Origin of the sequence: Mycobacterium sp., from assembly GCF_050700595.1 — a bacterium.
Classification (GTDB): Bacteria; Actinomycetota; Actinomycetes; order Mycobacteriales; family Mycobacteriaceae; genus Mycobacterium.
In genome coordinates, this window is record NZ_JBOHHI010000054.1 from 1 (window position 1) to 11,190 (window position 11,190).

The window sequence follows — 11,190 nt, forward strand, 5'->3', positions numbered from 1 at the left end:
AGGCTCTTGACACCCCGCTCAGCCCGCCGCGTCTCCACGACGAACCGGGGCCTGCTACCCGGCGCTCCGGTGCCTACCGGGACGGGACTCCCACCCGCTAGTCCAGTCCAACTTTCAGGACGCAACACATGAAAATCCTACAAATCTTCTCCAACGTCTCCCAGCAACGCGAGGCCAAAATTGGACATGTCACACCCCGCAGCACAGGTGTTCGACCGCCGTTTACGCGGTGTTCGCCAAACCAGGCCCAAAAGCGTCTCGAGTGGCAGGACTACCTGGCGCCTTGACTGGCCACCGCTGCGGCGCCGGCGGCCGCCGCTTCGGGGTCCAGATAGGTCCCGCCGGTCACGGTGGGCCGCAGATCCGCGCCCAGCTCGTAACGCAGCGGAATCCCGGTCGGGATGTTCAGCCCGACCACCTCCTCGTCGGACATGCCGTCCAGGTACTTCACCAGCGCGCGCAGCGAGTTGCCGTGCGCCGCGATCAGCACCGTCTTGCCTGACCGCAGGTCCGGCACGATCACGTCGGTGAAGTACGGCAGGAAACGGGCCACCACATCGGCCAGGCATTCGGTCAGCGGGCCACCGCCGATGTCGGCGTAGCGCGGATCGGCGTCCTGGCTGAACCGGCTGCCCTTCTCGATCGGCGGCGGCGGGGTGTCGTAGCTGCGCCGCCACGCCATGAACTGCTCCTCGCCGTAGCGGGACTTGGTCTCGACCTTGTTCAGGCCCTGCAGCGCCCCGTAGTGGCGCTCGTTGAGCCGCCAGCTGCGCCGCACCGGGATCCACAGCCGGTCGGCGGTGTCGAGCGTCAGGTGCGCGGTGGTGATGGCCCGCCGCAGCACCGAGGTGTACACCACGTCGGGCAGCAGACCGTGCTCGCGGATCAGCTCACCGCTGCGGACCGCCTCGGTGCGGCCCTTGTCGGTGAGGTCGACGTCGACCCAGCCGGTGAACTGGTTGCTTGCGTTCCATTCGCTCTCGCCGTGGCGAAGTAACACCAGCGTGGCAGTGTCTCCCATGCCGGAAAGTCTCTCACGTGTCTTCGTCGTCCTCGTCGATCAGGTGCGCGAACGCCTGCAGGTTCTGCAGCGATTCGCCGCGAGACACCCGCCACTCCCACTCTTTTTGGATCGACGACCGAAAACCCAACTCCAGCAACTTATTAAAGTCCGAATCCACCGCCTCGAGCACCTGCCCGAGCACCCGGTCGATCTCGGCGGCGTCCACCGACGCCAACGACATCCGGCCCACCAGGTAGATGTCGCCGACCTTGTCGAGCGTGTAGGCCACCCCGTAGAGCCGACGGTTGCGCTTGAGCAGGAATCGGTAGACGCCTTCGTGGTTCTCGTCGGGTTGGCGGCATACGAACGCCTCGATGCGCACCGAATGCTCGCCGATGCTCAGGATCGTGTTGGTCTTGAGCTTGCGTTCGCCGGGCAACTCCACGATCAGCCCCGGTAGCCCGCCGTGTGCGCCCTCGTGGTGTGAATACGTCAGGTGACTCGTTTTCAGCGTGTCCTCGATCACCTGCTGCACGTCACTCATGGCGCCACTCTCCCCCTACGCGGCGCCCAGCGCCGCGCCGGGCGCACCGAACCCAGCGCGCGCACCGAGCGACGGGCACTGTATTCGCTGATCGCGAGCCGGTAGGAGGCCAGCAGGGAGTCGACGGTGTTATCCCAGGAGAACGTCGCCGCATGATCGGCGGCTGAGCGGCGCATCGCCCGGGCGCGCGGACCGGCGCCGAGCCGCAGCAGTTCGTCGATGGCGGCCGCCCACTGGTCAACATCGTGCCCGAACACCAGGCTGCCGCTGACCCCGTCGCGCACCGCCACCGGTAGCCCGCCGACGGCCGCCGCCGCCACCGGCGTGCCGCAGGCCTGCGCCTCCACCGCGACCAGCCCGAATGACTCCGAATAGCTGGGCACCGCCACCAGGTCGGCGGCCTGAAAAAGACGGGCCAGCTCTGCGCGGGACTGCGGCGGCAAAAACGTCACCCGGGTCGTGATACCCAGATCGTCGGCGAGCCGAACCAGCCCGTCCGGAGCAACCAGGCCGCTGCCCGACGGTCCCCCGGCCACCACGATGTGCACCCGCGGCAGTTTGGCGGCCGCCCGCAGCAGAATGTCGGGCGCCTTCAGCGGTTGGATCCGCCCGACGAACGTCACCACATGCTCGTCGAGCGGCAGCCCCAGCGCGGTGCGGGCGGCGCGGCGGTCGCCGGGCCGAAACACATCCAGGTCGACACCCGGATGGGCGACGTCGATCCGGTCCGGGTCGGCGTTGTGCAGCGAAACCAGTTGCGCGGCTTCGTCTTCGGTGTTGACGATCAACCGGTCGGCCTCGTCGACCACCTGCTGCTCACCGACGGTGCGCAGCGGCGGCTCCGGCGCGTCACCATCGGCCAGCGCGGCGTTCTTCACCGCGGCCAGCGTGTGCGCGGTGTGTACCAGCGGCACCGCCCAGCGGTCGCGGGCCAGCCAGCCGACCTGGCCGGACAGCCAATAGTGCGAGTGCACGATGTCGTAATAGCCGGGTTCGTGGGCAGCTTCGGCCCGCAACACCCCGGCGGCGAATGCGCACAGCTGGGTGGGCAGGTCGTATTTGTCCAGGCCCTCGAATGGTCCGGCCACCACATTGCGCACCAGCACACCGGGTGCCACCGGCACGATCGGCGGATCGGTGGACGTGGTGGCCCGGGTGAAGATCTCTACCTGCACACCCCGGCGCGCCAGGTGCAACGCGCTTTGCAGCACGTAGACGTTCATCCCGCCGGCATCCCCGATGCCCGGCTGAGCCAGCGGCGAGGTGTGCACCGATAGCACCGCCACCCGGCGCGGGTCGGTCAACTCGGATGTGTCCAGCCGGGAATGTTGCACACCGTCATCTTTGCAGGAGCCGGCCACAACCCCGGTCAGGCGGATGGCTCGTCGGGCACGGCAGTGACAGCCAATGCGGGTCGGGTGCGCCGCATCGCGCCGAGCGGGTCGGCGTAGATTCCGCCGAGCGACACGATGCCGGCCCCGGCCTCTTGCACCCGGTTACCGAACGCCGTGAGTCGGATATCCCGCGCCGGCAGCACCGAGCGGCTCGCGAACGCCGCCTCCACCTGCGCCATACCCTCCGGATACTCGGTGAACGCCTGGCCGCCGACCACCAGCTCGTCGGGGTTGAGCAGGTCGCGCAGCAACGCGACCGCTTCACCCAGCACCCGGGCCCGCTCGGCCAGCAGCTCAACAGCGTGCTGGTTGCCGGCCCGCGCCGCCCGCAACAGCTCGGCAATGGCGGCACCGTGCGCACCGGCGCGGGACGCCGGCAAGATCCGCAGCCGGCGTGCGGCGGCCAGCACCGCCTCGTCGCTGACCGTGGACTCCAGCTGCCCGGAGCCACCGAGCAGCTCGGAGGAAGCGGGAAGGGTCGCAATGGTGCCCGGCCCGCTGGCCGGGCTGTGCACCCGTCCACCGATCACCAGCGCGTAGCCCACCGTCTCGCGGGCGTAGACGTACAGACTGGTCGACGAGTTCGGTGCGAACCGGCGCATGCCGAGCAGCAGTTCCGCCCCGGCCATCGCGTCGACGTGCGAGGCAACCGACACCGGCAGCCCGAGCGCATCGGCCAGTACCGGGCCGACCGGCGCCGTCCGCCACCCCAACCGCGGGTGGTCGACGTGGCCGGTAACCCCGTCGACGACCCCGCCGATCGCCACCCCGACCCACAGCGGCCGACGCCGATGCCAGCGGCGCAGGTATCGGTGCGCACCGTCGGCCACCGACGCCAGCGCCGGACCGTGCCCGCTGCGCGGTGTCGGGGTTTCGACGGCATCGAGTGTGCGGCCGAACAGGTCGGTGGCCACAATGCTGGTGGTCCGGGCCCCGATGTGGATACCCAGTGTTAAAAACGGTTCGTGGTTCACCTCGACCGGGACCCTCGGGCGGCCGATCGCGCCGGCAACGGCCAGGTCGGCGCGTTCGCGCAATAAGCCGGCCTCCAACAGCGCGGTCACCTGGCGGTTGACCGTCGCGACGCTCAGCGAGGTCTCTTGGGCGATGACGTCGCGACCGATCGGGCCGCGCAGCCGCACGGCCCGGAAAACCGACGCCGCGGCGGCGTCGGACACCTGCAACGACGGCGCCACGACGCGGCGGCGGGCGTGCAGTCGCGGCCTCGCGGCCGCGGAAAGATTGGGTGACGAGCTACTGAGGGTGGTTGAGCGCACGGGGTGTCCTTCTGCGAGTTCCGATGGCGGGCCCTGGCCGCACATCAACGACGTTTGCGGTCGTTCAGGCGCGGCGAACTGCGCGGCGACAACACGCACAGTCCGCGCACAGACACGCGGACGTCAACCCAAACAGGGCACTCCAGTACACACAGTGAAATTTAGCATGGCCACTAGTGTTGTCCCGATGACGACATCGAAGCGCGTGGCCGTCGTCACCGGCGCCAGCGCCGGGATCGGTGAAGCGACCGCGAAAACTCTTGCCGCCCAAGGATTTCACGTGGTGGTGGTGGCGCGCCGGGCAGACCGGATCGCCGCGCTGGCCGACGAGATAGGTGGCACCTCGGTAGTGGCCGACGTCACCGACGGCGCCGCGGTCGACGCGCTGGCCAGCGGCTTGGACCGGGTCGACGTGCTGGTCAACAACGCCGGTGGCGCCAAGGGGCTGGAGCCGGTGGCCGAGGCCGACCTGGAGCATTGGCGCTGGATGTGGGAAACCAACGTGCTGGGCACGCTGCGGGTGACCCGCGCGCTGCTGCCCAAACTGGTCGCGTCCGGCGACGGGCTGATCGTCACCGTCACCTCGGTGGCGGCGATGGAGATCTACGACGGCGGCGCCGGCTACACGTCAGCCAAGCATGCGCAGGGCGCGTTGCATCGCACGCTGCGCGGCGAGTTGCTGGGAAAGCCCGTGCGGCTCACCGAAATCGCGCCCGGCGCGGTGAATACCGAGTTTTCGTTGGTGCGCTTCGGTGGCGATCAGCAGCGCGCCGACGCCGTCTATGCCGGGATGACGCCGCTGGTGGCCGCCGACATCGCCGAGGTGATCGGGTTCGTGGTCTCCCGGCCGTCGCACGTCAACCTCGACCAGATCGTGATGCGGCCGCGCGACCAGGCCACCGCCACCCGCAGGGCTACCGGCCCGGGCGGGCGCTAGGCCGCGTCGAGGTGGTCGGGGTGCCCGACAACGTCGGCGCGTCGCTCGGGGTGGCCGGCGCGCTGCGCGGCATCCGCGCATGTACCTGCGGCGACGTCGACCGCCCGGGCGGCGGCAGCGCCGACATCGACACCCAGGTGTCCCAGTCCACCGCCCAGTCCCAGATGTCACCGTCGGCGTAGGACAACTCGATCGGGCTGCCGGTCACCTCGACCGGGTCACCATAGATTGCGCTGCTGTAGTACTGCTCCGCGTCGGCCGTCGACAGGTTGACGCAGCCGTTGGTGACGTTGGTGTTGCCCTGCGCGCCTGAGCTTGCCGGGTTGGCGTGGATGAACTCGCCGTTGTTGGAAATCCGCACCGCCCAGCGCTCGTGGATGTTGTTGTAGCCGGCGGCCGGGTTGGACATGTAGAAGTCGGCGTATTTCTCGCTGACCACATGGATGCCGTTGCGGGTGACGTTGCGCGCTTTGTCGCCCCCGCCGTAGCTGCACGGGAAGTCCATGATGACGCCTTCGTCCCTGGCCACCTGGATGCGGTGCGAGGAGACCGCGGCCTTGACCACCTGGCGGCGGCCGGTCTGGAAGCTCAGGCTCATGTCCTGCTTGCCGTAGGCACCGTCACCGAACCCCAGGCCGTACAGCTTGGCGTCCACGTTGACCTGGGTGCCCGCCGGGTAGTACTCGCGGGTGCGCCAGTGCACACGGGCGCCCGCGGCCTCGTCGGGCAGCCACGCCCAGCTGCCCTCGACCGGCGGGTCGGTGGTCACCGTCAGCGCCCGCTCGACGGCGGCCTTGTCGGCAATCGGGGCGTCGAACTGGATGATGATCGGCGCGGCGACCCCGACCGTCTGCCCGTCGGCCAGCTGGAACCCGCCGTCGACCTGCTTGGTGGGGGTGACCGTGATGAACTTCCCGGCCACCGGGACCGCCTTGCCGTCGTGACCGACGACCGAACCGCCCCAGGTATAGGTCGCGTCGTAGCCGAGCGGCTCGGTGATGGTGTAGACGGTGCGGTCACGGTTGAGCGTCCCGGCAACCACCTTGCCGGCGCGATTCGCCAACGTCACCCGCTGAAACCAGCCGTCGCGCACCTCGACGCTGATCGGCGCGGTCGGGACCACATCCTCGGCCTTGTCGGCCGGGCGGAACGTCAAACTGGGCGCCGGCGGTGGTTTTGCCTTCTCGGATTGTTTGCTCGGACCCCCGACACAAGCCGCCAGCACGTTCGGCGCGAACATCCCCACCGCCAGCGTCGTCAAAGCCCGGCGCCGGTCGATCGGCGGCAGGCCGCGCGCTGTGTTCACGACAAACCAAGATACCGGCGAAACCGGCACGCGCCGCTCAGGCGCAGCTACAGTGCGCAGCCGACCAGCACCGGCTCGGGGATCAGTGTGATACCAAACACATCGCGCACCCCGTCGCGCAGGGTGCGGGCCAGCGCAACCACGTCGGCAGCGGTCGCCGCACCGCGGTTGGTCACCGCGAGCGCATGCTTGCTCGACAACCGGCACGGTGCGCCCTCGATGTCCGGATAGCCTTTGCCGAACCCGGCGTGCTCGACCAGCCAGCCCGCCGCCAGCTTGACGCCGTCGGGCGCCGGGTAGTGCGGCACCGGCTCTCCGGCGGCGTCGGCCAGCCGCTGATAAACCCCGGGCGCAACAACCGGGTTGGTGAAGAAGGATCCCACGCTCCAGGTGTCGTGGTCGCTCGCGTCGAGCACCATGCCTTTGCGCCTGCGCAGCCCCAGCACCGCCGTCCGCACCGCCGCCGGGTCGACGCGCTGACCGGCCGTGGCGCCTAACGCGGTGATCAGCTCGCCGTAGGCCAGCGGCGCGCTGCGGCCCGCCGCGTCCAGCGCGAACTCCACCTCCAAGACGACGGCAGCCGTCGAGTGTTTGAGCGCGCTGGTGCGATATCCGAAGCCAAGCTCGCCGGCCGGTGCCCAGCGCACCTCGCCGCTGCGGCGGTCCAGCAGCCGCACCCGGGTGATGGTGTCGGCCACCTCGGCGCCGTACGCGCCGACGTTCTGCACCGGGGTGGCCCCGGTGCAGCCGGGGATGCCGGACATGCATTCCAGCCCGCCCAGGCCACGCTCGATCGTCGCGGCCACCACGTCATCCCATACCGCACCGGCCTCCACCCGCACCAGGTTGTCGTCGAGGGCGATGCCGGCGGCCGCCAGCCGCACCACCGTCAGGTCGGTCAGCGTATCGGCGATCACGACGTTGGAGCCACCGGCCAACACCAGCAGCGGTCCGGGGGGTGCACTGTCAAGGTGGCGCAGCGTGGCGATCACCTGTTCGGTGCTCCTGCAGGTGATCACCCGTCGCGCGATCGGGCCGATCCGCAGCGTGGTCAGCGGCGCCAGCGGTACCGCCTCGTCGACCCGGGCACCGGCGAACCGCGAACCGACACCGCCCGTTTTCATGGGCTTTGACGGTAGCCTGACCGGCTATGCCCCGTTCATTCGACATGTCGACCGACTACGGGGCCACCGTCGATCAAGTTCTTCGGGCATTGCGCGACGAGGGTTACTGGCTGGCCCGACTGGCCGATTCGGGTGCCGACGACGCGACGCTGGATTCGATGCGCTCCGGCCAGGACGGCAGCATCGACGTGATCACCACGCAGGTGCTGCGCAGCGACCGGCTTCCGGGTGTGGTCACCCAGTTTCACCGCGGCGATCTGTGCGTTCGCCGCGAGGAGAGCTGGGGTCCGGTCACCAACGGCGAGGCCACCGCCACCGTCGTCGGGTCGATCCTTGACGCGCCGGCCACCCTGTCCGGTACCGCGATGCTGGCGCCGCTGCCCGAATCCGGCGCCCGGATGAAGTTCCGGGCCACCGTCGAGGTCCGCATCCCGCTCGTCGGCGGCAAGCTGGAGAACTTCATCAGCAACCAGTTGGTGGAACTGCTGATCGCCGAACAGCGGTTCACCACCCTGTGGATCAGCGACAGCGCCTGACGCGGTCGCCGAGCGTCACGCTGGAGTGACTCTGGTCGCCGAGCGTCACGCTGGAGTGACGCCCGGGGAAGCCGCCGTACGCTGGCAGTCATGCGGATTGCGGTAGCGCAGATCCTCAGCGGCACCAGCCCGGGCGACAACCTCGAACTGGTGGCCGACTACACCGGCCGGGCCGCCGACGCCGGCGCGACGCTGGCGGTGTTCCCGGAGGCGACCATGTGCCGGTTCGGTGTGCCGCTGGCGCCGATCGCCGAGCCGGTCGACGGACCGTGGGGCGACGGAGTGCGCCGAATCGCCGCCGACGCCGGCATCACGGTGGTCGCCGGGATGTTCAGCCCGGCCGGTGACGGGCGGGTCACCAACACTTTGATCGCGGCCGGGCCCGGTACCGACGCGCACTACGACAAGATCCACCTCTACGACGCGTTCGGGTTCACCGAGTCGCGTACCGTTGCGCCGGGCCGCGAGCCGGTGGTGATCGACGTCGACGATGTCGGGGTGGGGCTGACCACCTGCTACGACATCCGGTTCCCCGCGTTGTACACCACGCTGGCCCGCCGCGGTGCCCAGCTGATCACGGTCAGCGCGTCGTGGGGTTCGGGACCCGGAAAGCTCGAGCAGTGGACGTTGCTGGCGCGCGCGCGGGCGCTGGATTCCACCAGCTATATCGCCGCGGCCGGGCAGGCCGATCCGGGCCGGGAGTTGTCGTCGGGGGCGCCGGCCGGGGTGGGCGGCAGCCTGGTGGTCTCGCCGTTCGGCGACGTGGTGGTGTCGGCCGGGGCCGACCCACAGCTGTTGGTCACCGATCTCGACCTCGACCGGGTCGCCGCCGCCCGGGACAGCCTCGCGGTGCTGCGCAACCAGGCGGACTTCACCGATGTCGATAAGGCAGAATCGCCCCGATGACGAATCCGCAGGGGCCGCCCGACGACGACCCGTCGACCTGGGCGCATCCGGAAAGCCAAAGCGCCGGTGCCCAGCCCACGGTGCCGTCCGATCAGTCCGGCTCCGCGCCGACCGTCCCGGGCTACCCGGGCGCACCGCCGTCGAGCCCGGCACCGAATGTCCAGGATTACCCGGCTGAGTCGCCGTCCGACCGGCCGCCATCGGAGGACGGGACAACTTCTGTTGGGTTACCTGTGAAAACCAAACGCCGCTCGTTCCAGTTTTTCAAAGACCCGCTGTCGATCGTCCTGACGCTGGTCATCGTGGTGGCACTGGCAGTGGCCGGGCTGATCGGCGCCGAGCTCTACGCCCGCCACGTTGCAGACGGCAAGGTGGCCGAGGCGGTGGAGTGCGAGGTGAAGGACACGGCGACGGTGTCCTTCGGCGTGGCGCCGCCGGTGCTGTGGCAGCACATCACCGGCCACTACACCAATATCTCGGTCCAGACGGCCGGGAACCAGATCCGCGATGCCAAGCACATGAAAGTCGCCATCGAGATCCGCGACGTCGACTTGCAACATCACACGGCCGATTCCAAGGGCATGATCGGCGCGCTGGACGCCACCATCATGTGGTCGGTCGACGGGATCAAGGAATCGGTTCAGGAGGCGATCCCGGTGCTGGGCAGCTTCGTGGCCAGCACCGTCAGCACCCACCCCGACAGCGGCACCATCGAGTTGCGGGGCTTTTTGGACACCATCGTCGTCAAGCCGCAAATCGTCGAGAACGGCTTGTCCCTGGAGGTGGTCAGTCTCCAAGCGCTGGGCACAGCGCTGCCGAGGGAAACCATCCAAGCCAGCCTCGACGACTTCGCGTCCAGGCTGACCAAGGACTATCCGCTCGGCATTCATGCCGACAACGTGCAGGTGACCAATGACGGTGTGACAGCGCATTTTTCGACGCGTGACGCGTCCATTCCGGCCGGTCAGTCGAACGCCTGCTTCGCGAACCTGTAAGGCATCCTTAGACTTCGTTTAGCTCGATAAGGCACAATCACGCTGGTGACGACTCCGCAAGGGCCCTCGCGCGACGACCCATCGCGATGGGCTCGCCCGGCCGGCCCTGGCCGGCCCCGGCCGACTCCCGCTCCGTCCGAATCACCGACCCGCCAGATCCCCCAGGGCGGCCGCTTCGCTCAACCACCGCCACCGCCGAACCGGCCGCAGCCGCCGGGTCCCCCGCCGCCCCATGCCAGACCCCCGGCGTATCCGCAGCCGCATCAGCTCCCCCCTAACCCGCAACCGCGCCAACCCGGCCCGGCGCCCAACACACCCGAGCAGCCGACCACCCGGCTGTCCATCGAGCCGCAGTCGGAGGACACGCAGGTGAAACAACCCCAGCACGGCTTTTTCCGCAACCCGGTATCGATCCTTCTGGCCATCATCGTCTTGCTGTTGATCGTCGTCGCGGGCCTGATCGGCGCCGAGTTGTATACCCGACACCTCGCCGACAGCAAAGTTGCCGGCGCGGTGTCCTGCGAGGTGCAGGACAGCGCCAGCGTGTCCTTCGCCGCCACGCCGCCGGTGCTATGGCAGATCATCACCAGCCACTACACCAACATCTCGGTGCAGACGGCCGGCAACCAGGTGCGCAGTGCCAAGGGCATGAAGGTCAGCCTGGATATTCATGACATCCGACTGAACAACTCCAACAACTCCAAGGGCACGATCGGCGCGCTGAACGGCACCATCAGCTGGTCGTCGGACGGCATCAAGCAGTCGATCCAGGACGCCATCCCGGTGATAGGCAGTTTCGTGACCAACAAAGTCACCACCAATCCCGGCGACGGCACCATCGAGCTGAAGGGCCTACTTGACAGCGCCACGGTCAAACCGCAGATCGTCGACAACGGGCTGTCGCTGCAGGTGGTCAACTTGAGGGCGCTGGGCTCCAGCATGTCGACGGACACCGTGCAGAAGAACCTGGACGACCTCACCTCGAAAGCCACCAAGAACTACCCGCTGGGCATCCACGCCGACAGCGTGAAGGTCACCGAGTCCGGTGTGGAGGCCGCGTTCTCCACCCAAAACGCCACCATCCCGGCGTCGTCGTCACAGCCGCAGACCGGTCAGGATTGCTTCAGCGGGGTCTGACGCCCGCCCGGCCCAGCCCGTCGAGCACGGC

The 11,190-nt window shown here is 68.8% G+C and carries 11 protein-coding genes; 5 read left to right on the top strand and 6 right to left on the bottom strand.

Annotated elements, in window-relative coordinates:
- Positions 1-271 precede the first annotated feature (271 nt).
- The 4 genes from ACRDTL_RS04925 to ACRDTL_RS04940 are packed head-to-tail and all read right to left on the bottom strand — an operon-like array spanning position 272 to position 4,218.
- Entirely contained in the window at positions 272-1,021 is a 750-nt protein-coding gene (locus tag ACRDTL_RS04925; RefSeq protein WP_431505602.1) for a phosphoglyceromutase, read from the bottom strand.
- A gap of 13 nt (positions 1,022-1,034) precedes the next feature.
- Complete coding sequence (locus tag ACRDTL_RS04930) at positions 1,035-1,547, bottom strand: YbjN domain-containing protein (protein WP_431505603.1); 513 nt, start codon at positions 1,545-1,547, stop codon at positions 1,035-1,037.
- Complete coding sequence (gene mshA, locus ACRDTL_RS04935; protein ID WP_431505604.1) at positions 1,544-2,908, bottom strand: D-inositol-3-phosphate glycosyltransferase; 1,365 nt, start codon at positions 2,906-2,908, stop codon at positions 1,544-1,546. Before mshA ends, ACRDTL_RS04930 begins: the two co-directional genes overlap by 4 nt.
- Positions 2,909-2,916: 8 nt before the next feature.
- Positions 2,917-4,218 (bottom strand): ROK family protein, encoded by a 1,302-nt coding sequence (locus tag ACRDTL_RS04940; RefSeq protein WP_431505605.1) that lies wholly within the window; start codon positions 4,216-4,218, stop codon positions 2,917-2,919.
- Between the two features lie 187 nt (positions 4,219-4,405).
- Here ACRDTL_RS04940 and ACRDTL_RS04945 point away from each other — a divergent pair, with 187 nt between their 5' ends.
- Positions 4,406-5,155, top strand: a complete 750-nt coding sequence (locus ACRDTL_RS04945; protein WP_431505606.1) for an SDR family NAD(P)-dependent oxidoreductase — start codon at positions 4,406-4,408, stop codon at positions 5,153-5,155.
- Here the strand turns inward: ACRDTL_RS04945 and ACRDTL_RS04950 are convergent.
- The gene (locus ACRDTL_RS04950) at positions 5,133-6,521 is read right to left on the bottom strand and encodes a L,D-transpeptidase (protein WP_431505612.1); all 1,389 of its coding nucleotides are present in this window, start codon (positions 6,519-6,521) and stop codon (positions 5,133-5,135) included. The genes ACRDTL_RS04945 and ACRDTL_RS04950 overlap by 23 nt on opposite strands.
- Positions 6,509-7,585, bottom strand: a complete 1,077-nt coding sequence (locus tag ACRDTL_RS04955; protein ID WP_431505607.1) for a UDP-N-acetylmuramate dehydrogenase — start codon at positions 7,583-7,585, stop codon at positions 6,509-6,511. Before ACRDTL_RS04955 ends, ACRDTL_RS04950 begins: the two co-directional genes overlap by 13 nt.
- A 26-nt stretch (positions 7,586-7,611) precedes the next feature.
- On the opposite strand from ACRDTL_RS04955, the gene ACRDTL_RS04960 reads away from it, so the two are divergent.
- The 4 genes from ACRDTL_RS04960 to ACRDTL_RS04975 all read left to right on the top strand — a co-directional run bounded on the left by ACRDTL_RS04960 (position 7,612) and on the right by ACRDTL_RS04975 (position 11,159).
- Positions 7,612-8,121, top strand: coding sequence for a DUF2505 domain-containing protein (locus tag ACRDTL_RS04960; RefSeq protein ID WP_431505608.1), 510 nt, complete (start codon positions 7,612-7,614; stop codon positions 8,119-8,121).
- Between the two features lie 90 nt (positions 8,122-8,211).
- Positions 8,212-9,027, top strand: a complete 816-nt coding sequence (locus ACRDTL_RS04965; protein WP_431505609.1) for a carbon-nitrogen hydrolase family protein — start codon at positions 8,212-8,214, stop codon at positions 9,025-9,027.
- Positions 9,024-10,022: an LmeA family phospholipid-binding protein gene (locus ACRDTL_RS04970; protein ID WP_431505610.1), complete on the top strand. Its 999-nt coding sequence runs from the start codon at positions 9,024-9,026 to the stop codon at positions 10,020-10,022. The genes ACRDTL_RS04965 and ACRDTL_RS04970 overlap by 4 nt, the downstream gene beginning before the upstream one ends.
- Positions 10,023-10,391: 369 nt before the next feature.
- The gene (locus tag ACRDTL_RS04975) at positions 10,392-11,159 is read left to right on the top strand and encodes an LmeA family phospholipid-binding protein (RefSeq protein ID WP_431505611.1); all 768 of its coding nucleotides are present in this window, start codon (positions 10,392-10,394) and stop codon (positions 11,157-11,159) included.
- Positions 11,160-11,190: the final 31 nt, after the last annotated feature.

Bases quoted from the DNA above. Each gene is read 5' to 3' on its own strand.
- ACRDTL_RS04925 (WP_431505602.1), bottom strand. From the start codon at position 1,021: ATGGGAGACACTGCCACGCTGGTGTTACTTCGCCACGGCGAGAGCGAA.
- ACRDTL_RS04930 (WP_431505603.1), bottom strand. From the start codon at position 1,547: ATGAGTGACGTGCAGCAGGTGATCGAGGACACGCTGAAAACGAGTCAC.
- ACRDTL_RS04945 (WP_431505606.1), top strand. From the start codon at position 4,406: ATGACGACATCGAAGCGCGTGGCCGTCGTCACCGGCGCCAGCGCCGGG.
- ACRDTL_RS04955 (WP_431505607.1), bottom strand. From the start codon at position 7,585: ATGAAAACGGGCGGTGTCGGTTCGCGGTTCGCCGGTGCCCGGGTCGAC.
- ACRDTL_RS04960 (WP_431505608.1), top strand. From the start codon at position 7,612: ATGCCCCGTTCATTCGACATGTCGACCGACTACGGGGCCACCGTCGAT.
- ACRDTL_RS04965 (WP_431505609.1), top strand. From the start codon at position 8,212: ATGCGGATTGCGGTAGCGCAGATCCTCAGCGGCACCAGCCCGGGCGAC.
- ACRDTL_RS04970 (WP_431505610.1), top strand. From the start codon at position 9,024: ATGACGAATCCGCAGGGGCCGCCCGACGACGACCCGTCGACCTGGGCG.